This is a genomic window from Caballeronia sp. SBC1 (assembly GCF_011493005.1).
GTDB lineage: Bacteria > Pseudomonadota > Gammaproteobacteria > Burkholderiales > Burkholderiaceae > Caballeronia.
In genome coordinates this window covers 128503-155478 of the sequence record NZ_CP049159.1, presented here as the reverse complement: position 1 = coordinate 155478, position 26976 = coordinate 128503, and the positions used below count along the sequence as shown (strand labels likewise).

26 protein-coding genes and 1 pseudogene are annotated in these 26976 nt (G+C 57.9%); 13 read left to right on the top strand and 14 right to left on the bottom strand.

What is annotated here, in order from left to right:
- Positions 1-104 precede the first annotated feature (104 nt).
- The 4 genes from SBC1_RS35700 (at position 105) to SBC1_RS35685 (ending at position 3535) form a co-directional block, all read left to right on the top strand.
- A complete protein-coding gene (locus tag SBC1_RS35700; RefSeq protein WP_165989164.1) occupies positions 105-1190 on the top strand; it encodes a Tar ligand binding domain-containing protein in 1086 nt (361 codons plus the stop codon).
- Positions 1157-1651: a methyl-accepting chemotaxis protein gene (locus SBC1_RS35695; RefSeq protein WP_371826771.1), complete on the top strand. Its 495-nt coding sequence runs from the start codon at positions 1157-1159 to the stop codon at positions 1649-1651. The genes SBC1_RS35700 and SBC1_RS35695 overlap by 34 nt, the downstream gene beginning before the upstream one ends.
- Positions 1652-2791: 1140 nt before the next feature.
- Positions 2792-3016: a hypothetical protein gene (locus SBC1_RS35690; protein WP_165105674.1), complete on the top strand. Its 225-nt coding sequence runs from the start codon at positions 2792-2794 to the stop codon at positions 3014-3016.
- Between the two features lie 258 nt (positions 3017-3274).
- On the top strand, positions 3275-3535 hold the full coding sequence (locus SBC1_RS35685; RefSeq protein WP_165105676.1) for a hypothetical protein: 261 nt from the start codon (positions 3275-3277) through the stop codon (positions 3533-3535).
- A 75-nt stretch (positions 3536-3610) separates the two neighbouring features.
- Here the strand turns inward: SBC1_RS35685 and SBC1_RS35680 are convergent, their stop codons facing one another.
- From SBC1_RS35680 to SBC1_RS35665, 4 genes are all read right to left on the bottom strand, one after another.
- Positions 3611-4051, bottom strand: coding sequence for a hypothetical protein (locus tag SBC1_RS35680; protein ID WP_165105678.1), 441 nt, complete (start codon positions 4049-4051; stop codon positions 3611-3613).
- 162 nt (positions 4052-4213) lie between these two features.
- A complete protein-coding gene (locus tag SBC1_RS35675) occupies positions 4214-4864 on the bottom strand; it encodes a CHAD domain-containing protein (RefSeq protein ID WP_165105680.1) in 651 nt (216 codons plus the stop codon).
- Positions 4762-5007 carry a CHAD domain-containing protein gene (locus SBC1_RS40740; RefSeq protein ID WP_165105682.1) on the bottom strand — a complete coding sequence of 82 codons (246 nt, stop codon included), beginning with the start codon at positions 5005-5007 and terminating at the stop codon, positions 4762-4764. Before SBC1_RS40740 ends, SBC1_RS35675 begins: the two co-directional genes overlap by 103 nt.
- A 356-nt stretch (positions 5008-5363) precedes the next feature.
- Positions 5364-7145 carry a phospholipase D-like domain-containing protein gene (locus SBC1_RS35665; RefSeq protein ID WP_165105685.1) on the bottom strand — a complete coding sequence of 594 codons (1782 nt, stop codon included), beginning with the start codon at positions 7143-7145 and terminating at the stop codon, positions 5364-5366.
- 753 nt (positions 7146-7898) lie between these two features.
- Between SBC1_RS35665 and pstS the strand changes: the two genes are divergently transcribed.
- Entirely contained in the window at positions 7899-8930 is a 1032-nt protein-coding gene (gene pstS, locus SBC1_RS35660) for a phosphate ABC transporter substrate-binding protein PstS (protein WP_165105687.1), read from the top strand.
- Positions 8931-9199: 269 nt separating this feature from the next.
- On the opposite strand, the gene SBC1_RS35655 is transcribed toward pstS, so the two are convergent.
- Positions 9200-9784 (bottom strand): phasin family protein, encoded by a 585-nt coding sequence (locus SBC1_RS35655; RefSeq protein WP_165105689.1) that lies wholly within the window; start codon positions 9782-9784, stop codon positions 9200-9202.
- A gap of 1639 nt (positions 9785-11423) precedes the next feature.
- On the opposite strand from SBC1_RS35655, the gene SBC1_RS35650 reads away from it, so the two are divergent.
- The 3 genes from SBC1_RS35650 to SBC1_RS35640 all read left to right on the top strand — a co-directional run bounded on the left by SBC1_RS35650 (position 11424) and on the right by SBC1_RS35640 (position 14919).
- A complete protein-coding gene (locus tag SBC1_RS35650) occupies positions 11424-12563 on the top strand; it encodes an IS630 family transposase (RefSeq protein ID WP_165105692.1) in 1140 nt (379 codons plus the stop codon).
- A 444-nt stretch (positions 12564-13007) separates the two neighbouring features.
- Positions 13008-14540, top strand: a complete 1533-nt coding sequence (locus SBC1_RS35645; RefSeq protein WP_165105694.1) for a CYTH and CHAD domain-containing protein — start codon at positions 13008-13010, stop codon at positions 14538-14540.
- 127 nt (positions 14541-14667) lie between these two features.
- Positions 14668-14919: a MarR family transcriptional regulator gene (locus SBC1_RS35640; RefSeq protein WP_241202496.1), complete on the top strand. Its 252-nt coding sequence runs from the start codon at positions 14668-14670 to the stop codon at positions 14917-14919.
- A 61-nt stretch (positions 14920-14980) separates the two neighbouring features.
- Here the strand turns inward: SBC1_RS35640 and SBC1_RS39680 are convergent, their stop codons facing one another.
- A complete protein-coding gene (locus tag SBC1_RS39680) occupies positions 14981-15277 on the bottom strand; it encodes a hypothetical protein (protein WP_206366201.1) in 297 nt (98 codons plus the stop codon).
- A gap of 234 nt (positions 15278-15511) precedes the next feature.
- On the bottom strand, positions 15512-15778 hold the full coding sequence (locus tag SBC1_RS35630) for a hypothetical protein (protein ID WP_165105696.1): 267 nt from the start codon (positions 15776-15778) through the stop codon (positions 15512-15514).
- Positions 15779-15989: 211 nt separating this feature from the next.
- On the opposite strand from SBC1_RS35630, the gene SBC1_RS35625 reads away from it, so the two are divergent.
- From SBC1_RS35625 to SBC1_RS35605, 5 genes are all read left to right on the top strand, one after another.
- A complete protein-coding gene (locus SBC1_RS35625) occupies positions 15990-16889 on the top strand; it encodes a GyrI-like domain-containing protein (RefSeq protein WP_241202497.1) in 900 nt (299 codons plus the stop codon).
- A 15-nt stretch (positions 16890-16904) separates the two neighbouring features.
- The gene (locus SBC1_RS35620; RefSeq protein WP_165105699.1) at positions 16905-17858 is read left to right on the top strand and encodes an alpha/beta hydrolase; all 954 of its coding nucleotides are present in this window, start codon (positions 16905-16907) and stop codon (positions 17856-17858) included.
- 515 nt (positions 17859-18373) lie between these two features.
- A complete protein-coding gene (locus tag SBC1_RS35615; RefSeq protein ID WP_165105701.1) occupies positions 18374-18706 on the top strand; it encodes a hypothetical protein in 333 nt (110 codons plus the stop codon).
- Positions 18707-18959: 253 nt separating this feature from the next.
- Positions 18960-19328 (top strand): hypothetical protein, encoded by a 369-nt coding sequence (locus SBC1_RS35610; protein WP_165105704.1) that lies wholly within the window; start codon positions 18960-18962, stop codon positions 19326-19328.
- A 31-nt stretch (positions 19329-19359) separates the two neighbouring features.
- Positions 19360-20154 (top strand): MIP/aquaporin family protein, encoded by a 795-nt coding sequence (locus SBC1_RS35605; RefSeq protein WP_165105707.1) that lies wholly within the window; start codon positions 19360-19362, stop codon positions 20152-20154.
- 157 nt (positions 20155-20311) lie between these two features.
- Here SBC1_RS35605 and SBC1_RS35600 read toward each other — a convergent pair whose 3' ends face one another.
- The 7 genes and pseudogenes from SBC1_RS35600 to SBC1_RS35575 all read right to left on the bottom strand — a co-directional run bounded on the left by SBC1_RS35600 (position 20312) and on the right by SBC1_RS35575 (position 26940).
- On the bottom strand, positions 20312-21241 hold the full coding sequence (locus SBC1_RS35600; RefSeq protein ID WP_241202498.1) for a tyrosine-type recombinase/integrase: 930 nt from the start codon (positions 21239-21241) through the stop codon (positions 20312-20314).
- A pseudogene (locus tag SBC1_RS40735) lies at positions 21231-21395 on the bottom strand (sensor histidine kinase); the annotation flags it as partial. The pseudogene SBC1_RS40735 and the gene SBC1_RS35600, both read right to left, overlap by 11 nt.
- A gap of 65 nt (positions 21396-21460) precedes the next feature.
- The gene (locus tag SBC1_RS35595; protein WP_165105712.1) at positions 21461-21715 is read right to left on the bottom strand and encodes a hypothetical protein; all 255 of its coding nucleotides are present in this window, start codon (positions 21713-21715) and stop codon (positions 21461-21463) included.
- A gap of 495 nt (positions 21716-22210) precedes the next feature.
- Positions 22211-22624: a hypothetical protein gene (locus SBC1_RS35590; protein ID WP_165105714.1), complete on the bottom strand. Its 414-nt coding sequence runs from the start codon at positions 22622-22624 to the stop codon at positions 22211-22213.
- Between the two features lie 419 nt (positions 22625-23043).
- Complete coding sequence (locus SBC1_RS35585; protein ID WP_165105717.1) at positions 23044-23991, bottom strand: alpha/beta fold hydrolase; 948 nt, start codon at positions 23989-23991, stop codon at positions 23044-23046.
- 160 nt (positions 23992-24151) lie between these two features.
- A complete protein-coding gene (locus SBC1_RS35580) occupies positions 24152-25279 on the bottom strand; it encodes a zinc-dependent alcohol dehydrogenase family protein (protein ID WP_165105720.1) in 1128 nt (375 codons plus the stop codon).
- Positions 25276-26940, bottom strand: coding sequence for an acetolactate synthase large subunit (locus SBC1_RS35575; RefSeq protein ID WP_165105722.1), 1665 nt, complete (start codon positions 26938-26940; stop codon positions 25276-25278). The genes SBC1_RS35580 and SBC1_RS35575 overlap by 4 nt, the downstream gene beginning before the upstream one ends.
- Positions 26941-26976 lie beyond the last annotated feature (36 nt).

Below are 26976 nucleotides of genomic sequence, written 5' to 3'. Positions count from 1 at the left end.
AAGCGGCGTTGTTTATTCGCGGTTGAAGTCCGCACGGCATCCCTTCAATTAGAGGGCGTCCCTGCACGCAGCCTCCGAGAGTTTCACTTGATTTTGGAATCAATATGTCGACACTTACGATCAAGAGCCGACTAATAGTCGTCACCGCCGCAGTCGCTGGTGTGCTCGTTTCCGTTGGCGGGGTTGGGTTATTCGGCGTGGCGCAAAGCAACGAAGCGTTACGTGACATATATGAAGGGAGAGCGAAGGCGCTGCAAAATATCTCGACGATTGATGAGCTAGTCGCTGAAACTCATTTCGCGGTCAGTGACGCGGTGCTCGACCCTTCTGCGCAGAAGACGCAGGCGGTGACGGATGCAACGCGACAGCGCATCGGCAAAATCGACACGCTGCTTCAGGACTATCTGCGGTACCCATCCGATGGCGCAGAGCGCAAACTTTCCACAAGATTTGAGTCTGATTGGCGCTCGTTGCGTGACAAGGGGTTCGTACCTGCATACAAGTTGCTCGAAGCAAACAACCTGTCCGAAGCTCAATGGATTGTGACGCAGCAAATCGAGCCCGCGGTCAAGGCGGTCAAGGCCGAAGGTACGGAGCTTAGGCAACTTCAACTGGTGGCAGCACAACAAGAATATGACCATGCGAGGAGCATCAGCCATCTTGTCCAATGGCTTGTTGCCGCATGCATCGCGGCCGGCATTGCCTTGGTTGCGCTGTTATGCGCTTCGATGGCTCGCGTATTGTTTGCTCAGTTGGGTGGGGAGCCTTCTGTCGCTGCCGCAATCGCTCGTCGGGTCTCGGACGGCGATTTGTCGGTGATGGTGCCGCTCAAGGGTAACGACACCGAAAGCATGATGTACGCGATGAGCGCGATGCAAACACGGTTGGCGTCAATGATTGGTGGAATTCAGACTACATCTAACACTATTGCCCACACCACCTTTGACATCACCGCTAGCAATAACGCGCTGTCTAGCCGTACCGAAGAACACGCGGCCAGCATTGAGCAAACATCGGCCAGCATGGAACAACTGGCGTCGACCGTTAAGGCAAATGCGGACCATGCGCAGCAGGCGCGCGAGCTTGCCATGTCTGCCTCAGATAAGGCGCGTGTGGTGACCGCGCAGTTGCCGACGCGGTCCAGAGAATGCGCAACCTGGCACAGCGCTCAACCCAAATCCGCGAGATAACGTCGGTCATTGAGGGGATAGCGTTTCAGACGAACTTGCTAGCGTTGAACGCCGCCGTTGAAGCGGCGCGCGCGGGTGCACAAGGGCGAGGTTTTGCAGTGGTAGCGCAGGAAGTGCGAGCGCTCGCGGAGCGTAGCTCCACGGCTGCAAAAGAAATCGCTACTTTGATTAAGGATGTGACAAGCGAAGTGGATTCAAGCGGCGCGACGGTGCAAGTCGCAGGCCGGACAATTGTGGAACTCCTTGCTTCGGTGACAGGCGTGGCCGACCTTGTCGATGCGATTGCAACGGCTTCTCGAGAGCAGAGCGCCGGCATCGACCAGATAAACACTGCGGTGACCATGATGGGCCGTATGACGCAGCAGAACGCGTCGCTCGTTCAGGATGGCGCGGCCACGGCGAGCGCGCTTGAGGCGCAAACCGAGCAACTGCGAAGTGCCGTGCAGATGTTCACCGTCTAAGTTGTTCTCGTTCTGTCTACATCAATCTATCCGGTAACGAGAGCGCTTTGCTGGTGTTCGCCCTGCGGACGTCACGCGTTGATAGTCGCGCGCCGTCCGCCCGTTTGTTACGATGTCGTGGACCATCGCATAAGGCTGTTTCTACGAAGGTGACTGCGAAAATCTCAATCGACTCGGCGTCTTCTACGAATGGAATCAACTTGCCCATGGGTTGCCACGACCGCATGGAGCATATGTGTTTTCCAAGTTGATTGGCATGCACGACAGCGTCGCAAATTTTTCGCGCTTTTGGTCTCGACTGGCGCAGGCTACCGAAGTGGTGAGATTCTGCTGGTCCGACGCGCTCGCGTAACCGCCGGCGGCGGAGTCGAAGACCGGCGACGGCCAGTCGCTGTACACGTGGGTTGTGGAGCCAGTCCGTAGTCAGGTTCATGCGACAGATGTCAGGTTCGATACGGGCGACTGCGTGGGGTTCGATGCGAGCGAAGAGCGGCCTTCCAAATTACGACTGAGGACCGCAGCTGCGGCGTTGCGCGGAAGTGCGTCCTCCCTGATTTGAGCCCCTTAAACGAAGTATCTGTTCCATTTCTTTCCTGTCACCGCACGTGCCAGAACTTCACCATGCAGGCACTTCGGCAACTCTGTTGGTTGAGTCAAAGCGCGCAACGAACAAGAAACGGGAAGCGTGCCTCAAGGAGCTTTCGTTTTTTTGCCGAAGTGGTTGTCTATAATGAATCAGTTTTGCATGATGAACGCTGACGGGAGTGTGGAAACGTCATGGTCGGAGCGATTGCCTTTGGCCGCTGAAAACTGTCGCACGAAACATCGTGCCCAGGACGATTTCGTTGGCTGGCGAGGGCTCCCAAACGTACGTCAAGTAGCTGCGGTCAAGGTCGCCCCACGCTTTTGACACCGGTGGAGCAAGCCTCTATCGGAAGCGTCGCGGGTTTAATATGAGATTGCAGAGACGATTTGCGAGCGCACTACTGTCTGCCGCGCTCTTCAATCCGCTTGTTCCGGCATGGCTTTCACGCGCGCTCTGCAGAGCCGCGGCAAAGGTGCTCACACTCGGGCGCTGATGCCTGGGAAGCCGTATCGACGCGGTCCCGATAGATGGAACAGTCACGAGGAAGTAGTGAAATGACCGACGGCTACGAGGAGTTGCAGAGCGTCGACGTGGAATTGGATGGTGTGCGGTACCAAGGGCGGTTCCGAGTGGTCGGTCACTCGGTCATCGTCTACTTCGAATCAGAAATCAAATTTGTTGACTACGAAATGAACCGTCCCGAGACGGTAGCAAGATGGGTGCTTTCAGATTTAGTGCGGCGGCAACGCTCACAAAAACGAAGGCCGGTAAGGCGCTAAAGGGATACCTGACGTCAACCGTGGGGTTGTGTATTGCTGGTGAATTCGGCCCAACGTTCCGACCGTATCTTTGAGTTCCGACGACGAGGTCTCGACGCCAGCTCTTCGCGACCGGCTTTCCTTGGCAGTTTGCTAAAATTAAGGATGGGCTTGGGAGCGCGATTAGCGACGCTTCGTGATCGACGAGTTGATTGGATGGAGAATCTAGCGGCTTCAATTGTCGCTCTAGACTAGCTAATCTTAAGAACAGAGGTTTCCATGCACGGCGCCTCGTCGGGACAGCCTCGAGCGGTCGAGCAGATTGAGAGGGAATTCGACGGCATGCTCGTTCATCATTGGGAACGGGAAACCGCAAGAGATCGCTTTGAGGTGTTTTGGGACGAGGTGAACGCAGCGGCCGTGCGAACGCTCGGTACCGATGTCGGAAGCGCCTACATCGCTCTGTTATCCCGTATGCAGGACGCTTTCGACAAACAATACAGTGGCTTTCCGCTGAGCAAAATAAACGGGCTGGGCTGACCGGTTGTTGAAGCCTGAACCGTGCGGCGAAAGGGATACGTGGGAGCGCGGTAACTCGGTCGTGCTCCTAACAAACTAAGTCTTTTCAGGTCGTCCTGTTTTGACCGTTTCAACAGCGCCCACGGCAGCTATCAATTGTTCGTCCGTGGCCGTCGCCAGTATCAACAGGCCCGCTCTCAGCAATTCGCTTTTTTTGACGGCAACGCCACTGTCAGCGCACTTCAGCTTCAGGGCGGCGATTTTCTCGTAGTCAGACTTTGGCATCGTGAAGCTGTCACGGACAACTTTCTCTTTCTTTGCCTGTTTTGATTTTTTTCCTGGCGCAGTAGAGGGCGCGGCAAGATTGGCCTTTGTACGAGCGCGCGTTTCGACCGTGCTCGCCGGCGCTTCGGTCGCATCCTCGACGGCTGCGGACGCAGCCTTGCGCTTACTGGCCTTTGTCGGGGCTTCACCCTTGTCAGCCTTGGGGAAGTAAAACGCTTTCTTGCTCGGTGTTTTCGTGGTTGGCTCAACCATAAAAACTCTCCTCAAAAAATGGTCTGAAAAGAGTATATACGGTTTAAGCCCTTGTACAACCTGACTGGTCCATCCGACCCGGCAATGAGTTGGTGGCAGACAGTGCGACAGGCCGTCGTGCAAGCCACTGTACAACAGGTCTCAACGCTCACCTGATACGGGCTAGATGCTCTGTACGGAGCGCAAATGTCGTTTTTCTGTTCGACCATCCAGTTCAGCATTTGCTTCAAATGGTTCTCGGCTACTCCAGAGAGCGGCGTTCACGCAGTTCACCTCACTGACAACCAAATCGTTTAGATTGCCCGGTTTGGTCTGGAACGTCGTCAGCCGTTTGATGACATTTTCGTGACGGCCTTTTAATACAGGGGCAAAAAACTCAAGTAAATACCTGAGCTTTTTGCCGGCGATTCGCACTTCATGCAGCGCATCATAATCGGGTCGCTTGTGGCGATTTGCATGCTTAATGCGAGACTTCAACGCTTTCTCGGCTTTACGCACCCGTGCCTCAACAAGGCCGATAATGGGCTCGTCGCCATGCTCCTCGAACTGCCGCAGCCTTCCAAAAAGTGCGCCTCGCATAAGGATCTCGATATCTGTGCACTTCAAGGTGGCGCGACTGGACGAAAGGGCAAGCTGACGCTGCACGGCGATCGCTGGAGCGACGCTTGGGACCATAGCGCGAACTTGGTCTTCTGATGAGAGAAGTCCACCTAAAACGTCCCAGTCCCGAGTGTCTCCTGCCGCTCCCGCGAATCGCTTGAACTCGTCTCGGTCAAGTGTAGTGCGCTGTCCATAAGAGGCGCGAATGCCCACCACAATGCGCGCAGTTGGCGCAGCGCCACTCGAAGTTTGTGCAGTGTTTCAGCATCTCCTTCCGACTCCAGCTCGCGCGCTCGAGCGGTAACTTGCTCGACGAGAGGGTCCGCCAGCGCGAAGAATGCGCGTGGAACTGTCATTTGCTTCGTCAAGGGAACGGCTGAACCCTCGGCCAACGATGGGACAGACCGAAGCGACGCATTCAAATGCGCTTGACTACCATCGCGGTTGTTCATTCGTGACCTCTTCCGTTAGCGTTGAGGACGTACGGACATGACAGGTGGTTTGGCTTTTCCACAGTCATGCCAGCAAATCTAATGCCGTGGACTCGTTGTGTTCGCGTCTGCGCGGAATCGTGCGTTGCAAATGCAAAGCGCCAGCTTGGCTCCCGCCCGCAACCCAGGCGCCGATGTCCGCAATGCACCAAGCGAATCCCGCAGCGGGCGTGTCGGCGACCGCGCGACCTTCACAACGGCAGCTCGCAACCAAGGCAAGGCTACTGAGCAGGTGGCGCGGCAAGAGCGACGCGTGCCTTGGCTTCCGGACTTCCGTCAACGTAGTATTTGTCGGCCCAGCGGCGCGTCGGCTGGAGGGCGAGGTGGACTTTCTTTCCTGGGTTCGTTTTGCTCGCTATCGCGAGGGCACGGGCACGATAGTGTTCGTACAGCCGCAGGAACTCGGCGATATAGATGGCTGCAATTCGTTTGTCTCTGATTTCGAGCAAATTTTCGTCGTTTTTGTGCTCTGAGTTGTTGCTCATGTTTGCCGAACCCGAGAAGACTACAGGGTCGGCTCCTTCGGCGTCGACAACCACGAACTTGTGGTGAATGATGACAGGCGGATAGGGTGGCCGCTTATCGCCCGGAAACAGTTGAACTTCGACGTCGAAGCCGTCAGGCACTGTCGCACTCGAAAAATATTTACCGTCGACTACATCACGGTTTTGTTGATTCCGATGGTATAGCTCGATACTCGCGAGCTCCGACGTGCTGAGATGCCCTCCTTGCGATTGTTGATTCTCCGCGGTTTGCGCCGCGTGTTCTGATATAGCGTTGACGAGGCCGAACATCATCAGCCCTTTGTCGCCGGCTTTGAAGCATGCATCGAGTAACGCTTCATCCGTTGGGGAAAATAGACAGAAGAGCACCGAGTGCTTGGTTTTCGCCACCGCGTCGACGATAGCGTCGATTTGAGTGTGTTCCGTTGCAGGTTCCGGAGAAAAAGAGACGCGCACCAATGCGTCGCCGACTGCGACCGGGTCTGTCCAGCCGTGCGGTAACTTTGCTGTTGCAGCAATTGACGGGTCGGAGGAAATAGCGGCGGCACGCTCGCTGTACAGTTTCGCGAGTTCGGCGGAATCAAATGAGTGGAGTAAGTTCGCTTGCTGTGTGATGCCTTCAGTCGTGAAATTGGCTGAACCGGTGAGCAGCCGCGAAGGTGCGTGCTTTCCGCTCGGCGCATCGGTAGCAATGAACTTGTCATGCATGATGTTCGTCGCCTTGCGCGGAAACAACTCGGCAATCGCTCCGAGTTCATCGACCGCCTGTTGATTCGGTGACGGCGTATTGGCATGGGACTTGGTAGCGACGCCGGCGTGCGCGTCGTACACGACGGCTAAGGATGTCGGCCCGTTAGCTTTGGCGAACTGAGCGAACTTTGGAATGACCCACAGTTCGTCTGTCAGGTGATAGACGGCCGAGGCCGCGTGTGTGGCGCCATCAAAGACGAACTCGAAACTGTCCTCAAGGTCGTTTGCGAGCCAGGCGCGAAGCTCTAGCGCCTGGGCCGCCGGTGGTGCCTTAGTCGGGTCAAGACCCATCGCAGCGAGCTTGCGGGAGAATGCCTGGGAACTGAGGACCGCACGATTGAACCAGGTACCAATACCGTCCTCGACATGTGCGGGAAGTGTCACTTGCAGCGTGGAGCCATCAGCCTCTGACAACACTGGCGAGTGTGCAGTCCCAAGGACAGGGTAGGCGGTGTATGTGAACGTCTGCCCACGGTCCGGTTCATCGATTTTTGCGTCCCACCACATGAATTTTTGAATGGGCGCAATGTTGGATGGAGCATCGGGCTTGTTCGGGGGAACTGGGCCGTCGAACGTCAGGCGGTTTGGCAGCCAGCTTTCCGTATCCCGGGTTTTGCCGTCCGCGGACCAGAACCCCGGCGAGCGCTTAATCGCGAATCCCAGAAAATCAGGATTTGATTTCCCTTCGTTCCAATTGAATGCCAGAAGCACTAGCGTCGGCGACAAGTAAGCGCGAATATCGATAGCCACGGTTTTCCCTCCTTGTAGGATTGCAGAAAATTTATGGAGAGCATGTGACAGGTCTTATTGAGGTATCCCGATAAGCCAAGATATTCACGACTGCGCCACCAGGTCTTGCCGCTGCAACATCGGCTATGCCCGCACAACGCAGAGCCAATCCGCTTCCACCTTCAGCAACTCAGCGAGCCGCCGACATTGGAACCCGCAGGGGACAGTGATACCTGCGCGCCACATGGTAACGACGCCTTCTGTCACGCCTAGAGACCGAGCGATTCGACTTGACGTTACCTTGGAGCGTTTGAGGGTCATGTCGAGGCGAACAGCGAAAGTTCGCCTGCATGTCTCGCGCGCGAGCGAGTTTTGCAACTGAGTGTCGTGCTGGGAAAGGGAGTGCATAGACAGCGCAATGAAGTTACAACATGAAGCGAAGCTACGCGCATCCGGCGACGGTTATGTGACGCAGTCGCTCGAAGAAATTGGGGCCAATGAAACGACGAGCGCGGTGTGTGTACCCAATAGAATCATCGAACAATAGCTTTATAGCTGCGTCGTTTGCGGGACAGAGTCACGGCATGCACGCAAGCGAGAGGCGTCCATTTTCAACCAGACGACGCATTAGGTCGAGGTGGGCCCACGAACCATCTCTTATCTTTTCGGCCAGGCCTTTCCACCGGTAGTTCGACCAATCGGTCACACTGTTGTCATGAGCTGCGCCTACGTTGGGTTTGAATTTCCCAACAATTCGCCAACATCGGAGCTCGTATGAAATTCATACAATTAGTGGCGATTGGGGTGGCGGGAACGCTCATGCCTTTCGCCGTTCAATCGGCCAATATCACCGGGGCGGGAAGTACGTTCGCGGCGCCCATCTACACCAAATGGGCCGATGCCTACCAAAAGTCGGGCGGTGTAAAGGTGAACTATCAAGGTATCGGTTCGTCGGGTGGTATTAAGCAAATTATTGCGAATACAGTCGACTTCGCAGGCTCAGACGCACCGATGAAAGACGACAAAGTGGCGAAGGATGGGTTGTTCCAATTCCCGACCGTTGTCGGCGGCGTTATTCCGGTTGTCAACCTCCCCGGTATCAAGGCCGGTGATTTGACGCTCTCCGGCGAAGTGCTCGGCAGCATCTACCTTGGCAAGATTAAGACGTGGAACGACCCGGCAATTGCTGGATTAAATCCCAACCTGAAACTACCGGATACGGACATCGCGGTGGTACGTCGTGCCGATGGGTCCGGCACCAGCTTCATCTGGACGCACTACTTGTCTCAGGTCAATCCGGAATGGAAGAGCAAGGTCGGAGAAGGCGCGACGGTAAGCTGGCCTCTCGGCATCGGTGGAAAGGGCAACGATGGCGTGGCAGCTTTTGTTCAGCGCGTGCCGGGGGCGGTACGTTATGTCGAATGGGCGTATGCAAAGCAAAACAACATGACGTACACCGCGATGAAGAACGCAGCGGGTACGGTGGTCAAACCCTCAACCGAAACCTTTAAAGCTGCAGCGGCCGGCGCTGAATGGTCAAAATCGTTTTATCAAATTCTAACCAACGAACCTGGAAAAGACGCGTGGCCAATAGTTGGGGCGACCTTCGTGCTGCTCCATACCGTCCAGGCGAAACCTTCCCAGGGCGCTGAGACCCTTAAGTTCTTCGACTGGGCGTTCAAAAATGGCGACCAGGCTGCTCAGCAGCTTGACTACATTTCCCTGCCTGAACCGGTTGAAAGCGAAATCCGCGCGCAATGGCGCGTGAAAGTAAAAGACGCTGCGGGAAAGCCAGTCGTTCAGTAGTTCGGCAGGGGACAGTGTGTAGGAATACTTGCGAGGTGAGCGTTGGCAAGGGACCCTGTCATGCGAAGGACACGTCACGTTGCTATGTCTACAAATAGCGGCGCTTTCTCGCGGCTAACCTATCGCAGTTCGTTTGACGGAGCGTGGAAATGGCCCGTGCTACCGGCCATTTCCGGTAGGTCTGTTTTGCTTGTCGTCTGCTGCACGGTTGCTCGGTGAAGAGGTCATTCCGGTGCTTAGCAGCTGGACAATCGTGATCCGGCGCGAGCCTACTTTGTCTCGATGCGTGCAGACTTCTCGACAACGACCAACGGTTGGGTGGCCGCGTCAGACTGACTTGCGACGGTATCGACATCGACCCGGGCCGCGCTTATCACCTCAGTGGCCGACGTTCGAACTACCTCCGACGCCGCGTCTATGGTCGCGCTATTCATCCCAAACACTGACTTCCATCCGAACAGCGCGGCTTCACCACCGGGCAACGCGCTTTGAAGAAATCGGTCGAATGACCCTTGTGCGTCCGACTGTGCCTGCTGGAAAAGCGGTCGTGATGCCGACGTCATTTCTTCCTGAGTGGTTACTGCGATTTCGTGAACATGGCGCCAGTACGATTGTGCTTTCTCCGAAGCCGGTTGTGCATAGCTTGCCTGGAGCGACAAGAGGCCTTGCAGGTCTTTGACGGCAAGATATTTCGTTGCCGCTTCCTGACTTTCTCCGACCAGCGACTTAAGGGCCTGCATATTGAGTTCGGCGATTTTCTCCCAGCTCGCGAAGGCGCTCGCGGCCAAGCCAAAAACGCCATCAATCTGCTCTGTCTGAGCGGTGGTCTTTTGTCCGGGTGCGAATAGATTCATTGCTCACTCCAAGTAAGCACGCACCGCAGAAAAGGGACGTTGTTGCGATGCAGCGTAACCCATTCTATGACGGGAAGTTTGGAAGTCAATCGTTCTTTGCGAACACGAAAGCGGCTCCAGACTTTCATAAAAATGCCTTGCGCTAGGTCAATGTTCAAGCGTTCGCCAACTACCGGAGGACGAGACCCCGGGTGCCCGTTCGTTGCAGGATAAAATCGTCAAGCACCAAAGCGAGGTCCTGCTCATTAGGACGCGTTCCCCATGTGCTGTATCCGGCGACGGACGCTATAGCAAACCAAGAGTGAGGGGGAAACCATTCTGCGATGACGACGGCACCGTCAAATATTCGGAGGCGCCCCGTGTCCCGATGGAACTCGGCCGACATCGATATTCCGTCAATGCATGTGCTTGCGCGGATTGGCTTGTTCAACATCGTGCCCTCCCTGTGAAAGCTCGTTTTCCGACGTCGACCGTTCCGCTATGTGCGGAATGCATCAGTCCCGGATGAAAGGTGGCGCGCCGAATACACACCTTGGCGCCGCCGCCCTCGAAGGTCTTTCCCTACTGCCCGAAGAATATGTCGCAGTTGGGGCCAGTGCTGCATCGTGCTTGGCGAGTCCCGCTGGCTGACATGCTTCGTCCCGAAGGCACACCGCCATATGTAGCATCGTCGCTCGACGGCACCGGCAGGGGTGCTTCCGCTTTCTGCTGCGCCTTTTGCTGGGTGCTTTCGGGAGTGTCTTGTGCGTACGTCGTTCCTACGGCGGCGAACAGGCTTGCGACGCTGACTGCGATTGTCAATTTCAAGTTCATCTCAAACTCCTTAACTGTTGCACAAGACACCGAAGTGACGATGTCTACGGTTACTTGCAAGGTTGGAAATATCGCGCTGCCAATGGCTGGCCATGACGGTATCGAGACGTGCAGCTCGAGACCGAAATTCCGTCCGTCAAGGTAGAGCGAGTAGTTGTCGGCTCGTAGCGCGCAGGTTGGCGCTATGTACCGAGCTTTTTGAAGGCGTTCAACTAAACGCATGGCGGAAACCGTGCGGCGGCAAAGCGATGCGGGAGCGCCGCACCAAATTTTGCTCAGGGGACGGGTTAGTCCGAAAGCGCGACGAGAAGCGCGCATGACCTACAGTAAAGCGAACGCTTGCCGAAAGGCAATCCCTCATAAGGAGGGCATCCGTTGGAGGCGTCATCGCTGAGCGAGGTCATGCATTGAAGACGTTCCCATGGCTCCCATCGCCAAGATTACGGGTTGTTGCGCCCCCTCGTACGACGACTTTTTCGGTATCCGATTTTTGGGCTGCTCTGTTAATTTAAATCGGTCGTCTGATGATTTCTATTCTTCATAACAGCGCCAACGTTGGCGCTGAAGTGGGAATCACTACCCCCGAGACGGTAGGTGCCACTGAGTCAAACGCAACAGTGCCGTGGATGCGAGCGGGACGTCACCGACTCCAAAAACTGCGTTTGTCCCAACAGGGACATACATCGCCGCGAGCAAGACGCCGACTACAGTAGCGTTGACTTCCGCCATCGCCTGGTGCATTCACCTAGTAGTTCGTTCCATCAATACAGTTACTAAATGAGCGATAATAGTCTCGTTTCGTTCGCAACTCTTGATGGAGGTGACGATGGCGAGGAAGTCCGAACGTGCGGCGCTGGTGCTTACATCGGAGCAGACGACGACGCTCAAGGAACTTGCGGGCTCGAGGACAGCGCCCGCGCGCGAAGTCGAACGGGCGAAGGTGCTGTTGGGCTACGCCGCGGGCACTTCGATCACGGAGCTGCAACGCCAGCTCGGGATCAGTCGTCCGACGATCTATCGCAGCGTTGACAAGGCGCTGGCAGCAGGTGTGCAGACGGGTTTGAAAGACAAGTACCACCGCCCGCATGAACCCGAGATTACCGATGAAGCCAAAGCCTGGGTGGTGAGCATCGCGTGCACCAAGCCCAAGGATCATGGCTTGGCGGCCGAGTTGTGGAGCATCTCCGCACTGGCGAGGTTTGTGTCTGAAGGAGCCGAGGCCGCTGGCTTCGCTCGCCTGGCCAACGCTGGCAAAAGCACCGTGTGGCGCATCCTCAACGAGAACGAGATCAAGCCCCACAAGATTCGCTACTACCTGGAAAAACGGGACCCCGAGTTCGACCGCAAGATGCAGGAAGTCCTGATGGTCTACCGGGATGTCTCGATCTACCAGGAGAGCGCCGTTCATGATGCGCGACCCAACCCCATCTACACCGTCAGCGTCGATGAGAAGCCGGGTGTTCAGGCGATCGGATTGACCGCACCGGATCTGCCTCCGGTACCGGGCAAGGCATCAACCGTCGGGCGAGACTATGAGTATGTCCGTCGGGGCACTGTATCGATCCTCGCCGGAATCGACTTGCACTCGGGTCAGATATTCGCCAACGTCGAGGAGCGCCACCGCAGTGTGGAGTTCATCGCGCTGCTCAAGCGCCTGGACGAGTACTATCCGAGCGAGGCCATCATTCGCGTGGTGCTGGACAACCATTCGGCCCACATCTCCAAGGAGACCATGGCCTATCTCGCCGCGCGCCCCGGGCGCTTCGAGTACGTTCACACACCCAAGCATGGCTCCTGGCTCAATCTGATCGAGTGCGTCTTCTCCAAGATGGCCCGCACTTTCCTGCGCCACATCCGAGTCAAATCGATCGATGAACTGAAGGAACGCATTCTGAGGGGCATCGAGGAATTCAATGCCTCACCCGTTGTCTTCCGCTGGAACAAGGTCGACCTCGGCGTCGCTTAATATGTAACGTCTTTGGTGAAACGATCTACTAGCGACTCAAATCTTGCGCCATACAGCCGGGGCTGCTGCGTCGACTCCCCTCGGTGCATCAAAGCTCTACATCAGGGTGACCTTGACGCGATTGGGCTGACAACGCGTCGACCGATACGAACTCTGTACCATCGGTGTCAGCTTGCGGAAAGCAGCAGGATGCTGCTTAGGGCGTTTCCGCCATAGCCGTTGCAGCGACCCATTGGCCGGGTTGCTCCGCCTGTGTTACCGCCGGAATCGCGGCCGCTGCAGTTACCAGCGTGCATGGGACGTGCGGTTTTTTCTTTTCGTTCGAGACGGTGGCCAACGGTTATTCTGTTCGCAAAGCTCGGCGTTACAGGAAACCTCGGACGGTTGCAAATGCCTCACATTCCACCGACAACACAGCGGGCCTCGACAAACGGAGCGTCGTACATGGAACGCGAAATCAAGCTTCAGGCAAACAAAGAGCAACTCAAGCAGATTCTCTCGCTGCCGGTATTGGTCCCGTTGCTCGCCGGGCCACCTAGAACTGAACGCCTAATCAGCACTTACTTCGATACCCGCGACCTAATCTTCCACGAAGAAGGTATCGCCCTACGCGTAAGAGCCGTCGGCGATTCGTTTGTGCAAACGCTCAAGACCGAGGGCTCGACCGAAGCAGGCATGTATGTCCGAGAAGAGTATGAGACGCCTGTGGAGGCGAACGTGCCGGACATTGGTGCGCTCCGGGATTGCATGCCCAAAAAATCATCTGTTGCCAAGCTCTTGGCGATGACAGACGTAGCTACGGCTCTCGCTCCGCAATTCACGACTCGGGTCAAGCGTACCGTCTTGTCGCTCCAATTCCCGGAAGGAGATGAGGTGGAGGTCGCGCTTGATGATGGCGTCATTGAAGGTGGCTCCTTGACCGAGGTTTTTCAAGAAGTCGAATTGGAGCTCAAGACTGGCAAGCCAGACCGTCTTTATCACCTCGCATTGGACCTGTTAAGAGTGGTCCCGATGCGCATCAGTAGTTTGAGCAAAGGCGAGCGCGGCTATAACTTAATCCGCCCAATGTCCTATTCCGCAACGAGGGCGGAGCCACTAACGCTGAGAAAGAAAGATACGGTCGAGGCTGCGTTTGAATGCATCGTACAGAACTGCCTCACTCAAATTCAGGGCAACGAACTCGGCGTCATAAAAAGCGATGACGCTGAACCGGTTCATCAAATGCGCGTGGGCATTCGACGTCTGCGCTCAGCAATTGACCTTGTCGAACCCCTTCTAGTCTTTCCCGTTTCCCTTGAAGCGGAGCTTAAATGGATAGCTGGCAAGCTGGGTGCTGCACGTGATTGGGAAGTCCTGGCCACTTCAACGTTGTCTGGAACGTTTGGCGATGCGCACCGCGACTTTGATGCGCAAGCGATGCTACGGGTTGCCGGAGAAACCGCCCGTCAACATCGTACCGAGGCTGCAGCCTCGGTGGATTCCACCCGATACGCCTGTCTCGTCATTGAACTGACGCGCTGGTTTGAACAATCCCAATGGCGCGAAGGCTTGGATGATGAGCGACGCGATGCCCTGAGCATGCCGGTAAGCGAGTTCGCTGCCGAAGCACTACATGAACGGCACCGTAAGCTAATGAAGCGGGGACGGCATCTTCCGGACCTTGACCCCGACACACGCCATCGCGCACGGATAGCTGCGAAAAAGCTCCGGTACGCGATGGAATTTTTCGCCACGCTTTATGAAAAAAAAACGCTTCAGAATTACGCCGCAACGCTTACGCAGCTGCAGGATGATTTAGGGTGGCGCAATGACTTGGCGGTCGCCGACGGCTTACTTCGAGACTTGGCTGTGACGGCACCCGATGCAGCAGTTGGCGCGGCATATGCAAGAGGCTTTTTAGCATCGCGTATGGCAGAGGACTATGGCAAGCTCAAGACTCTATGGAGCGAGTTTAAGCGGCTGTCCGAACCGAAATGACAACTTGACATGTGTTTACGCCGACCGAAATCTGAGCCCCTTGTAGGGATTGTGCCGACTGAAAATCGAGCCGGGTAATCAACCTATTCTGCTGGTTTTTCAGGCAGGGTGTTTGCGGATGATCTCGATGACAATGATTGGAAAGGTGCGGCGGATGACCGCGCGCGCTCCGCTTGATCTGACCCACCTCCAATTCATGACGCTGGGGATGACCGCCTGGCTTTGTCGCTTTGGCGAGCCGGTGACTCAATCGGAACTTGCGCGATTCGGCAACGTCCATCCGATGCAGGTGTCGCACATGCTAAAGACCTTGGAAACCAAGGGCCTGGTGGTTCGACAGTCCACGATTCGGACGTGCGCGCCAAGTGCGTGGGAATGACGACCGCCGGATTGACGGTGCTAGGCGACTGCAATGCCGCCGACCATCACGCCGACGAAGTTTAGGAGGCAGACCAGACCACGGCTTGCCCGGGTTTGAGCGATTGCGCGTAGATAACCGTGGCGACGGCATTCGATGTGTCGTGAAACCCGTTCGTCGCTTCGAATACGAGCACCATGACAAGGCACACCACAAGCATGCCGACGACAATAGCCGAAGACGGAGTGAAGTGAACGAGCATCCGCGCTCCCATAGGTTTGGAGCGAAAATCGCGGATGTCGGGCAACTGCGCCGTGAATGCGAACAGTCGATCGTAAATCGCCATCATGACGTTTTTATTACGGGGATCGTCCAGCATTACGCTCGATGGAGCGGATAAATCTTCGTATGTGGGACGAATAGTTTGGGAGCGCACACCCGAACTTTGTCGGACTGCAGCACATCCGGCTGCACTCATACGATACGTTCGGGCGAGCGAAGTCCCAAGCATGGCACCTATTTTTGACAGCGATGTGATCGTTGACATGTTCCACTTCGGCCGGCAGTGGCGAAGCGCTTGTGCGATTGCGCCAATCGGCGCTGGATGGCCGGTCTATGCCTCCAGATGGCCCAAGATGACCCGTTCGCCCATCAAGGGGATTTCAAATTGCTTGACGACCCTCGAGATCCGGTTCCTGTTCAACTCAAAAGCGAGCATGAGTTGCTTTGTCGAAACGTTCGCCGCGCCGAGGTATTCGCAAACTGCCTCAATTGGTATGGTGAAGGCGCAGTAGCCCCAGCCGAATCCATAGGCGGAAAACCACAACGAAGCATCGCGAGAAATGAATGCTGCGCTGAGACTGACGGGCTGAGCATTCATCGTCCACCTCTATTCGGATATAGCAATACTCCGATCTTCGCATATCACGCCGCGCTCACAATGCGGTCTGACCCTAGCGGCCGGCCCAGGCCGGCCGCTGTTGTTGTTGAAAAAAGCCAGAAGGCATTGTTAATCGAGAGAGGGCGATAGAAAGCTCCAATGGCAGAATCGAGCAAGCGCGGCTAGGTATGCCGTCCAACGATGGGCGACCATGACGGAAATCCGCACGATCCAGACCATGCAAACTGACGCTGTTGCTCCGGCCGCCTACGCAAGGCGATTCGACGCTGTTCTCGCCTACATCGATGCCAACCTCGATGGCGATCTGTCTGTGGACTTACTGAGCCGCATCGCGCATTTCTCGAAGTTCCATTTTCATCGGCAGTTTGCTGCCTACACCGGCGTTCCGGTAGCTCGTTATGTGCAACTGATGCGCCTGCGACTGGCTGCCCGACGCCTTGCGTCACGCAATGGCTGCTCGGTCTTCGACGCCGCGCTCGACGCCGGCTTTGACAGCCCGGAAGCTTTTAGCCGAGCGTTCAAGCGCGTCTTCGGCATAGCTCCGAGTTCATTCCGACGGCAGCCAAACTGGCAAGTCTGGAGCGCTTCGTTCGTCACCCCGTACCTTTCAAGGACACTGACCATGCAGTTGAGAATCGTCGCCTTTCCCGAAACCCGTGTCGCCGCGCTCGAACACCGTGGGCCGGTCGGACATATCAACGCAAGCGTGCGCAAGTTCATCGGCTGGCGCATGCAAAGCGAGCAATCTCCAGTGTCGTCGAGCCGGACCTTCGGCATCCCGCGCAGCAACCCAGACACAACGCCGCCCGACGAATTCCGTTTCGACATCTGCGGCGAGATCGACGGGCCCGTCGCGTCGAATGCCGATTGGGTTCGCGAACTCGTGATCCCGGGCGGCCGATGCGCGGTGGTCCGGCACGTGGGATCGACCGACCATATCGGCGAAACGATCTACCCGATCTACAGCGACTCGCTTCCCGCAAGTGGGGAGGAACTGCGCGATCACCCCTTGTTCTTCCACTACCTCAGCGTCTATCCGGACACGCCGCAGGATCAATGGCAGACCGACATCTACGTGCCCCTTGCGTGACAAGGCGACGCTGACATGATCATCATCGCGGTCGCCCTACTCGTTGTTCTCGCCACTATCGCGCTGGCGCTTGTATTCGGCGGTCCACGGCGCCCGGCGCCGATGTCCAGCATCAGTGCGCCGTTTGCGCAGGTCGACTTTTCCGATCTGCCGGAGCTGTCGACGTTCCGGGCCGAGGACGGTCAGGCGCTGGCGTACCGGCAATATCGACCCTGCTCGGATACGGGCAGCGGCAGTGTCCTGCTCGTCCACGGTTCATCGGCGGGCAGCGCCAGCATGCACCTGCTCGCGAAAGCGATGGCCGCGGCCGGTTTCGCGGTCTACGCGCTGGACATGCGCGGACATGGCGCATCCGGGCGAAGGGGGCACATCGACCGCATCGGCCGCCTGGAATTGGATCTGGAGGGATTCGTGCGCGAGGTACGCCCGCTCCGGCCATCGATGCTCGTCGGCTTTTCGGCGGGCGCTGGTTTCGCACTGCGCGTCGCGGGCAGCGCCGATCAGAAGCTCTTCGACCGTTACTTGCTGCTGGCGCCGTTCATCGGCGATCAGGCGCCTACGCAGCGCCCGCGCAACGGTGGATGGACTGAAGTAGGTCTGCCGCGCATCTTCGCCATCATGCTGCTGAACGCATTGGGATTTCGCCTCGCCAACGCAATGACCGTCGTCCGCTTCGCGCTAAGCGACGAGGCCAGCGCCTCGCTCACCCCGCAATACGACTTCAACCTTGCGAGCAACTTTCGCCCACCGCGCGACTACATCGACACGATCCGACGCGCACGGCAACCTTGCGCGGTCATGGCTGGATTAGCCGACGAAGTATTTAGGAGCGAGCAGATCGAACGTATCGTTCGCAAAGCAGGGCAGGATTGGCGGGTCACGTTGATCCCGAACGTCGGGCACATTCAGCTCACACTTGAACCGTCGGCTATCGCAGCGGTGGTTAGCCAACTGCATAACCCATGGTAGACGTAGCGCATTGCACAGCTGCACGTCGATTCCCTGATGGCTGGCCTTATCTCTCCAAGGTGTCCGCGTACACCGGACGAAGTAACTGACGTTCGGGTCTTGAGGGCTGCCTGCGTCCGCTGGGTAGCTTTCAATCGACAAATCGCAGGCTTGTCGTGCGGCTAACTGCTTTGGCGGAGATTGTGCCGGCCTCCGCGAGCACACGGATGGCCGTTGGACCTTGGAAGCCGTCGTTGAGGACGTATCGGATCGAACGGCGGTTGAGGGTCGAACCCAGACAGCCCGCCGGCAATTGCGCAGCGGCCGAACTGGGCGTTGGAAATGTGCGCGTACGCGATGTTCGTGGGGTTGCCGCGCACAATTGGCGCGCATCGCGTGGCGATCAGCACCGGGGTCCGCCGTTGCGATGCGTTGCTCGGTATCAGTTGAGCGCGGGTCGGATGGCAACCGTCCCCACGATATGCATCCGCCTAGGGGTATGCTTCGTCAACCTCTTTCGAGCAGGAGCCCAATCCATGGGACCGCGTGTTCATCCTATCTTCATTACCGCATTCGCTGGTCTATTGTTGAGCGCTTGCGCGCAGACCAGCCCCGTCGAGTTTTCCGCGTCGGATGCCGATGCGCCGATGCTTAATCAGGCGAGCGATATGGACTTCGGTCCGATGGACAGGACGATCGCACAATGCAAAGCGGTTTCGAAGAAGGCGGGTCCGGATCAATGCTCGAGAGTTCGTGCGTACGAGTCGTGTATGAAAAGCAAAGGCTACATTACCGTACTTGGACCGGAGAACCCGAAAGGTTGCGGCGATCCTGAGTGGGAGAAAGACGTGAGGAAGTGGCTTCAATGAGGGAAAGGCCGGAGCGATCGTATGAGGCAGCAGCCGGCCAAGATCCGTCATCGGCGAGTCGCAAATGCTTGCCCGAAAGCTGCCGCTCGTGAACAATGAAGGACGAGAGGCTGAGCAGATTTCCGAAATACCATTTCGAGGAGGTTCCGGGAATCGTTTTAGGGGTGGCGTACCCGTACCCGAGAAATGATTCGAAGCAGAACAAACTACGCTATGTGGTGTAAAAACTTAAATTACCTGCGAAGGTGCGGCCATGAAGAAGGCAAATGTTAAATGGCTCAAAAATCCTCAGAAACATGATTATCCAGCAGCTGAATCCTACCTGAGTCTGATTTTTGAGCCACAGACAGCAGGGACCGCTGCCGAAAAATTGGAAAGTGCCGAGATCACGCTAATTCCAGCGAAGGACATTTTCAGAGCGTCCGGGGTATCGCTGCTTGGTGTCAGCAATAGCCACGTAGAAAAAGATCGAGCACGAATCATCCTTAGAGAAAAGCTGTCCCCTCTCTTGCTCTTCCGGGACACAAATCGCGCCAAGCTGATTATTGCCGACGGCTATCACCGACTATGTGCGGTCTACTCATTCGATGAGGACGCGATGATTCCCTGCAAGATTGTCTGATCGGATAGACGCTGTTTCCATTGGAGCAATCATGACGTCCGCTCACGCTGACCGAACTGAATCGACGCAAGAGCAGCTTATGCTGCACGGTTCTGCAACGCCCGATTTTTTGGAATCCGCCCATGAATGGCGGCGCCTGTTCGCAGAAGCCTGGGGCACATTCCTCCTTGTCGTCGTTGCCGCGGGCGCCGGGGCTGTTGGTGCTCAGAGTGGCGGCGTGATAACCCTGAGTATGAAGGTTGTCGCACCGGGCATGATGGTCATGGCGATCATCTATTTCATGGGCGCTGTCGGGGGGGCCCATTTAAACCCGGCGGTCACGTTCGCCTTCGCGGTGCGTCGCAATTTCCCATGGAGCCGGGTGCCGGGCTATATCGGGGCGCAGTTCATCGGGGGCATCGCAGCGGCATCCTTCCTGCGAGCGATGTTCGGCACTATAGGACTGCTAGGCGCTACGACGCCCGGTCAAGGCGTGAGCGATTTTAAGGCGCTTGCGATGGAAGTCTTGTTGACGACCGGTTTGGTCAGCACGATCCTTGGCACCGCGTCGGGCGCCCGCAATATCGGTTCTAATGGAGCTCTCGCAGTGGGCGGCTATATTGCTTTGGCCGGCCTTTGGGCGGCGCCGGTCAGCGGCGCGTCGATGAATCCGGTGCGCTCGTTCGCCCCCGACCTGATCCGCGGCGACTTCAGTACCACCTGGATCTATGTCGTGGGTCCCGTGGCGGGCGCACTCATCGCTGTAGGCTTTGAGTGGGTTCTGAAAGGCAAAGCGACCGCCGCAGGGACGTTGGCGGCACAGGGCGATGTCAAAGACGAAGAGTAGGTGCCAACTTAGACCAGCCTGCTAGAGTTTTCCAAAGCAGCCGATCACGACCGACTCCAACGGGTCGACTTGAGGCGTTCCGTGCGCTCAACAGCGGCCGCTTGTTGCCTACCAGTCACAGACCTGCTATGCCGACCTTTGACCGGTAGTCATCTTGCTACCAATTCAGTCTCAGCCCGACCTCTGTTGCCCGATGCCGATCGTCGTCGTCCGCGTGCAGGTATCGGCTGGTCGTCGAGATCGATTCATGCCCCAGGTTGTCCCGTACGTATCGCAGGTCAACTTGCCCATCCATCATGTGTGAACCCGCTGTGTGCCGCAGCCAATGGGCAGACGCCTGACGCAACCGCTCGGTTGCGCGCTCGTGCGCTTCGCCGGTTGATTGCAGATGGTCGATCGCATTGTCGAACACCTGCTTGATGATCAGGTGCACACCACCGCGGGTCAACGTCCGGTGCGTGCCACCGATCGGTAACAAGAGCGGTGTCGTTTCGCCACCATAGGGGAGGGCCGCGAGACCGTAGTGGCGGCGATAGCGGGTCAGCTCCGCCATCAGTTCGGTCGTCGCCGGCAGCAAACGTTCCTTGTCGCCTTTGCCGGTGATCGCTAGCCACCATCGGTCCTGGCCTTCGCGATCGCGTCGTCTGAAGAAGCCGCCCATCGGATTGCTCACGACTTCCGAGATGCGCAGACCCATCAGATACAACAGCGATATGAGCCAGCGCACGCGTGCGTAGTGTTCCTGTTCACGCGCAGTGTCACGGGGCATCGAGTCGATCGACGTTTTGACGGCCTGCCAGAGATCGTCCTCCAGAAAGCGCGTTACCCGTGGCTTGGCCTTGCGTGCCCGTTGGCGCGACAAGGACAGGGGGTTGCCCGCCAGATAGCCCGCGTTGACTAGCCAGGCGAAGAGTGTTTTCAGAATCACAAACGCCTGTCGCTCGCTCGCGGGGGAGAGCTGTCCCGCGAACGGCCGCCAGTGCGGATCCGCGCGCGCCACTTTGCGACCGGTCATGACCCAGCGCGATGCCGGCTGCGGGTCGGCCAGAAACCGCCGGTAGATCAGCAGGTCTTCATGCGACGGCATAAGCGTTCGGTGAGACATCGGTATTAGGTTGAGCGAACTTGAAGGCGTTTTGCAAAAGGTTGCCGAGCGCTGAATAAAGAAGGTCGCGGTTGCCGCTGACAGCGAGTTGGGGATCGACCGGCGATACGACAAAGCCGCAGCCACGAAGCTGTGCCGGAACGCCTTACTTCATTGATCGACCGCTTTTCAGCCTCTGTAGATGCGGACGACAGGCAAAAGCTAAGCGAAGTCGGATGGTCCGGGCGGCGGCACGCCTGGCGGAGGTTCTGTTTCGCCTATGGGGTTTTCGCTCGATTCGTCGCCAGCGGACTCGTCCTCATTTGATTGCGTTCGATTTTTCTCGGGAAGTGGCTGATCCAAGCCAGGCTCAATTGGCGCGGGAATGGCGGAGCCGATAGGTTTTGAAGTGTCGGTGGGTGATTTTTCCGGAGTCTGTTCTGAATTTTCCGTTTCATCGATGGGGGCGTTCGTCACGGCGATCTCCTGATGGAAGTAGTTAGCGTTCAACTCCGCGCAATGCCCGTACCACCCCTTGAAGTAGGGGTTCGCCCGCGATTGCGGGGTCGATGGATAAGGGTTTTGCTGTTTGGGTCAGCCGTGTCCTACTGTTGAAGTTCGCTAACTCTGCTAGCAGTGCCGGCTAAGCTCACATGTAAAACCAGCGAGCCTTGCTGGCCGCGCAAGGGTCGACAGAGGCCTGACGCGTTCGACGCGCGAAGGGGGCCTTACAGTATGGGAAAATCCGTAATTTCTTGAGGGGCCGCGACTCACGACCGGTGAATGTTCGGCGTGCTCAAGACAAACGGTCAGCCGTCATGAAATCGACCATGCTGGAGTAGGACGCGCCGGTGGCGGAAGCAATTGCGCGTCTGCACCGATAGGTCGCAGAAACCTAGCGCGGCAGTCTGCGTGTTGCGAGCGTCGGGTAGTGAGCACACGATCGCGTCACTGGCAAAATAGGGGGTTTCTTCATGCTAGGATTCCTGCTGTAGGGAGACGCTCATGCTGCGAAAAATGGAAGTTGATGGGTACGAGATACTTATCACCGCGTCTGAGGTACTCAGCCCGTTGCCGTCCAGTACGGCCATAGAGGGTTACCGAGTCACCGCAGTTATCAGTCGAAAGGACGGCGGCGGTGTCGTTGGTCATTTCCTCTGCGACGTTATTGCTCAGGCACACGTGCATTTGACGCTCGACGCGGCGCTCGATTATGGCGAGCGTGAGGCCCGCGCAAGAATCGCAAGCGGTTTTACTGGCTAGCTTTACAGATAACCTTTCTTTGTTGATATCTTGGGTCACCGCGGCCAAAAGACAAAAAACCTCATCGCCGGAGGATATGGCCTTCAAGACATCAATTGCAGGTGCGATCTTCGGGTCGGCCACCCACCTAATCTTTAGCGTATCCACCAGCGCCCAGGGACATATGTCACGCGGCCAGTCAGGTATCGACATGAGTTCCGGTAACGGCGTAGATGGAAATTGATAGCTCCGCCGAGAGTCTATAGGACTCCTACACGATAAATTAATTGATTGACTTGGTTGGGCGCCATCCCGTCGAGGTCCGCAAAGAAGACGTTGCGGTCTTCTTCATAGCTGACGATCGGTCAGTTGCAGATCGTGCAGCGCGGCAACCAGGCCCATGGGTTTCTCAGGTTCCATCGCTCCTTAGTTTCAATGAAACGCTGCTCGAAAGCGGTGATCAGTTCCTCGGCCGTGCCGATGCCGACGAAGCCTGAGCAACTGACGGCATCGCCATGGGATATACGCGACGGCCTTGTCGCCTGTAACGATCGTGTCTTCGATCATGGCGATCTCGTGTTGGGCCTTCCGACCGGCGTCGCGCGTGACCTTGGGGCCGTTTTCCGGTCGCGCAAGTCAGATGAATCCGCTAAGAGGTAGTCTTTGATGACAGTGATTTGCGCATCATCCATCAGTGCCGGTGCGTGGCCGCAGTCGGGAAATTCGAAGGTGGTGACCTTGCCGGCCCTAGAGGCCAGGCCGCGCTTGAGCATGGCGTCCAGACTGCTCCGTGTCAGCAAGTCGGAGTCTTCTCCGCGCAAAATGAGCACCGGGCAGTCTATTTTGTCCCAGATGTGCCACAGAACCACGTCCAGCCAGATGGGGATTGCGAACCGCAGGCCAATGCCTGGATCGAAATGGAAACGGAAGCCACCCGCGTCGTCCGGCACTGCGCTGTGCTGAGCAAGATGACGCCATTGCGCGTCGCTTAGCTTGCCAAACGGCGCGTGAACGTCGCGCAGATGCGCTTCGACCTCGTCGATCGAGGCGAACCGCCAGGAGCGAGTCAAATAACCGCCGATCCGGCGCAATGCCGCCGCCGAGATGCGCGCACCGAAGTCATTGAGCACAAGCCGGCGCACCGGCGTCGCGTACTCTGACGCTATCAGCATGCCGATATGACCGCCAAGTGAAGTGCCTACCCATTCCACTTGATCGACATCGAGCCGGGCAATCAACGTCGACATCGCGCTGGTATAGGCCCGGTCGGTGTAGTGTGCAGGCGATTCGAGCCATTCGCTACGCCCACGCCCGGGAAGGTCAGGCACGACGACGCGCGCTCCTGCTGCAGCCAGCGCAGCTGCCAGCATGTCAAAGTCATGTCCCGTGCGAGAAACCCCGTGCACACAGACTATCGTTTGGGCCGCCCTTGGCGGTCCCCATTCGGCATAGGCAAGCCTGCGAAAGCCACCGTGGCCGAGCACGGACAGGTGCTTCAGTTGTGGTTGCATCGCGTCGCGTCCTGGTCAAGAGGGCACATCAGTGGCGCTTGCGCAGCCAGTCGGCGATACCCTCGCCGAGCACACCCTGAGACTTGGCACTGACGAAAACCTCGACATGGCCGTCCCCGCCGATCTCCTGGTAGTCGGTGCTGCAGATCCACGAACCGCCTCATGCGAATACCACCACTTGGCGAATCGCCTTGCCTTCGTGCAGCATGTCAAAGCCATGATTGATCTCATCGAGTTTAAGGCGGCCCGTGAGCAGCTTGTTCACCGGCAGACGCCCCTGCAAATACAAATCGATGTAGCGCGGGATGTCGCGCGAAGGCACGCATGTGCCGATATAGCTGCCCTTGAGGGTGCGTTCTTCTGCTACAAGGCTGACCGCGGGAAGCGGCCAAAGCGCGGTTGACGGGGGCAGCCCGGCTGTGACGGTCGAACCGCCTCGGCGCGTAATGCGGTAAGCCAGGTCCAGCGCGTTGATCGAGCCCGCGAACTCAAAGGCGAACTCGACACCACCGGAACTGAGCGCGCGGACGTGCTCGATCGCATCGGCCCGACCGGCGTTGACCGTGTGCGTGGCGCCCAGCGCGCGCGCCTGCTCGAGCTTGGCATCGGACAAGTCGATTGCGACAATCTGCCGGGCGCCAGCCGCCTGCGCGCCAATGAGCGCCGCCAGGCCAACACCGCCGAGACCGACCACCGCAACGGATGCGCCGACCCTGACCTGCGCCGTGTTGACTACCGCGCCGACACCCGTCAGCACGGCGCACCCGAACAGCGCGGCTTCGTCGAGCGGAACCCTGGGATCTATCTTGACGACAGAGCGGCGCGACACGGTCGCGTATTCGGCAAACACCGAACAACCCAGATGATGGTTCAAGGCCTCACCACCGCGCGTGAGACGACGCGCACCGGACAGCAACGTACCGGCACCGTTTGCCGCGGCGCCCGGCTCACACAAGGCCGGGCGGCCTTCGGCACAGGGCGCACAGTGGCCACAGCTCGGCACGAACACCACGACAACATGGTCGCCAACCTGGAGGTCGGTCACGCCTGCCCCCAGTTCCTCGACAACACCCGCGGCTTCGTGACCGAGCGCCATAGGCATTGGACGTGGCCGGTCGCCGTTGATCACGGACAGGTCGGAGTGACACAGGCCGGCGGCGGCGATCTTGATCAGCACTTCATCGGCGCCAGGCGGTGCCAAGTCAATCTCTTCGATATGCAAAGGGCGGGAGACGGCGTAGGGCGGCGTTGCGCCCATCGCCTGCAGGACTGCTGCCTTGATCTTCATTGTGCGACCTCCATAACCCGGTTTTTGAGTTCCTCGACGAGTACGCGGGTGTTCTCCGAGTAGTCGACCGGAACGATGACCAACTGCACGCCGCCTTCGCGGAACGCCGCTTCCAGCGTCGGCGCCAGCGCGTCGGCCGACTCAACGCGCCGTCCTTTAGCGCCATAGGCATCCGCGTACTTGACGAAATCGGGGTTGCCGAACGTGAGACCCCAGTCCGGGAAGTTGTCGACGGCCTGTTTCCATCGGATCATGCCGTAGGCATCGTCCTGGATGATCAATACGACGAGGTTCAGCTTCAGCCGGACGGCAGTCTCGAGTTCCTGCGAGTTCATCATGAAGCCACCGTCGCCGCATACCGCCATCACGCGTCGGGCAGGGTAGAGCAGCGCTGCCATCATGGCCGACGGCAAGCCCGCCCCCATCGTCGCCAATGCGTTGTCGAGCAGCAGCGTGTTGGCGCTGCGTGTCCGATAACATCGCGCGAACCAGATCTTGTACATGCCGTTATCGAGTGCGACGATGCCGTCGGCCGGCATGACTTCGCGCACGTCGTGGACGATGCGCTGCGGCGTCAGCGGGAAGCGTGATTCCTGTGCGCGGTCCAGCGTGCGTCTCAAGATGCCTTCGCGCAGCGGCGCCAGCGCAGCCGCGTTCGGAAGCTTGCCTTGAACGTGATCGGCAAGCCTCGCCAGACTCAGGCCGAGGTCGCCCACTACTTCGGCATGCGGGAAGAACACCTGTTCGACATTGGCCGGCGTGTAACCCACGTGAACGACCTTAGGTCCCTTGGGCCCCATGATGAACGGCGGCTTTTCGACGGTGTCATGCCCGATCGCGAGGATCAGATCGGCGCGGTCGATCGCCTCGTGCAAGTAGTCGCGCGCGCTGAGTGCAGTCGTTCCCATCCACAGCTCTGCGGCCTCGTCGTGGGCGACGGCGGCAACGGTACCCTTGCCCATCTGGGTGTTGAAGAACGGGATACCGGTGCGCCGAATGAACTCGGTCGATTGACCCGCGAGTCGCGGCCGGTTGCTGGCGGCACCGAACATGACCAACGGACGCTCGGCCTTCATCAGCAAAGCCGCAGCCCGTTCGATGGCAGCCTCTTGCGCCACCGGGAGTTCAACGGGATGCAGCGGAACGAGCGTCACGTCATCGCTTACCTCTTGGGCGGCCACGTCTTCAGGCAACTCGAGATGAACCGGGCCGGGCCGCTCGTCCGCGGCGAGCCGGAACGCTTCGCGCACCACAGTCGGAATACTGGTCCCGCTGACTATTTGCCGGGACGCCTTGGTCAGTGGTTTCATCGTGGCGACAATGTCGACTATCTGAAAGCGCGCCTGGTGCGCCGTCATGATGGGTTTCTGCCCGGTAATGAGCACCATCGGCATGGCGCCAAGATGCGCGTAGGCGGCGCCGGTGACCAGATTTAGCGCGCCGGGACCGAGCGTGGCCATGCAGACGCCGGGCCTTCCCGTCAGGCGACCGTGGGTCGCTGCCATGAAGGCCGCAGACTGTTCATGGCGGGTCACAATCAGCTGGATGCTGGAGCGCCGCAGCGACTCGACGACGTCGAGATTTTCTTCGCCCGGCACGGCGAAGATGCGATCGACACCTTCGTTCTCCAGTGCCTTGACGAACAAGTCGGAAGCTTTCATAAATAGTGTCCTTGTTTCTTCAATTCGCAGTCGATG

Excerpts from the sequence above, each read along its gene's own strand:
- SBC1_RS35700 (WP_165989164.1), top strand. The coding sequence starts at position 105 with ATGTCGACACTTACGATCAAGAGCCGACTAATAGTCGTCACCGCCGCA.
- SBC1_RS35690 (WP_165105674.1), top strand. The coding sequence starts at position 2,792 with ATGACCGACGGCTACGAGGAGTTGCAGAGCGTCGACGTGGAATTGGAT.
- SBC1_RS35685 (WP_165105676.1), top strand. The coding sequence starts at position 3,275 with ATGCACGGCGCCTCGTCGGGACAGCCTCGAGCGGTCGAGCAGATTGAG.
- SBC1_RS35680 (WP_165105678.1), bottom strand. The coding sequence starts at position 4,051 with ATGGTTGAGCCAACCACGAAAACACCGAGCAAGAAAGCGTTTTACTTC.
- SBC1_RS40740 (WP_165105682.1), bottom strand. The coding sequence starts at position 5,007 with ATGACAGTTCCACGCGCATTCTTCGCGCTGGCGGACCCTCTCGTCGAG.
- pstS (WP_165105687.1), top strand. The coding sequence starts at position 7,899 with ATGAAATTCATACAATTAGTGGCGATTGGGGTGGCGGGAACGCTCATG.
- SBC1_RS35655 (WP_165105689.1), bottom strand. The coding sequence starts at position 9,784 with ATGAATCTATTCGCACCCGGACAAAAGACCACCGCTCAGACAGAGCAG.
- SBC1_RS35650 (WP_165105692.1), top strand. The coding sequence starts at position 11,424 with ATGGCGAGGAAGTCCGAACGTGCGGCGCTGGTGCTTACATCGGAGCAG.
- SBC1_RS35645 (WP_165105694.1), top strand. The coding sequence starts at position 13,008 with ATGGAACGCGAAATCAAGCTTCAGGCAAACAAAGAGCAACTCAAGCAG.
- SBC1_RS35640 (WP_241202496.1), top strand. The coding sequence starts at position 14,668 with ATGACAATGATTGGAAAGGTGCGGCGGATGACCGCGCGCGCTCCGCTT.
- SBC1_RS39680 (WP_206366201.1), bottom strand. The coding sequence starts at position 15,277 with ATGCTGGACGATCCCCGTAATAAAAACGTCATGATGGCGATTTACGAT.
- SBC1_RS35630 (WP_165105696.1), bottom strand. The coding sequence starts at position 15,778 with ATGAATGCTCAGCCCGTCAGTCTCAGCGCAGCATTCATTTCTCGCGAT.
- SBC1_RS35625 (WP_241202497.1), top strand. The coding sequence starts at position 15,990 with ATGACGGAAATCCGCACGATCCAGACCATGCAAACTGACGCTGTTGCT.
- SBC1_RS35620 (WP_165105699.1), top strand. The coding sequence starts at position 16,905 with ATGATCATCATCGCGGTCGCCCTACTCGTTGTTCTCGCCACTATCGCG.
- SBC1_RS35615 (WP_165105701.1), top strand. The coding sequence starts at position 18,374 with ATGGGACCGCGTGTTCATCCTATCTTCATTACCGCATTCGCTGGTCTA.
- SBC1_RS35610 (WP_165105704.1), top strand. The coding sequence starts at position 18,960 with ATGAAGAAGGCAAATGTTAAATGGCTCAAAAATCCTCAGAAACATGAT.
- SBC1_RS35605 (WP_165105707.1), top strand. The coding sequence starts at position 19,360 with ATGACGTCCGCTCACGCTGACCGAACTGAATCGACGCAAGAGCAGCTT.
- SBC1_RS35600 (WP_241202498.1), bottom strand. The coding sequence starts at position 21,241 with ATGCCGTCGCATGAAGACCTGCTGATCTACCGGCGGTTTCTGGCCGAC.
- SBC1_RS35585 (WP_165105717.1), bottom strand. The coding sequence starts at position 23,991 with ATGCAACCACAACTGAAGCACCTGTCCGTGCTCGGCCACGGTGGCTTT.
- SBC1_RS35580 (WP_165105720.1), bottom strand. The coding sequence starts at position 25,279 with ATGAAGATCAAGGCAGCAGTCCTGCAGGCGATGGGCGCAACGCCGCCC.
- SBC1_RS35575 (WP_165105722.1), bottom strand. The coding sequence starts at position 26,940 with ATGAAAGCTTCCGACTTGTTCGTCAAGGCACTGGAGAACGAAGGTGTC.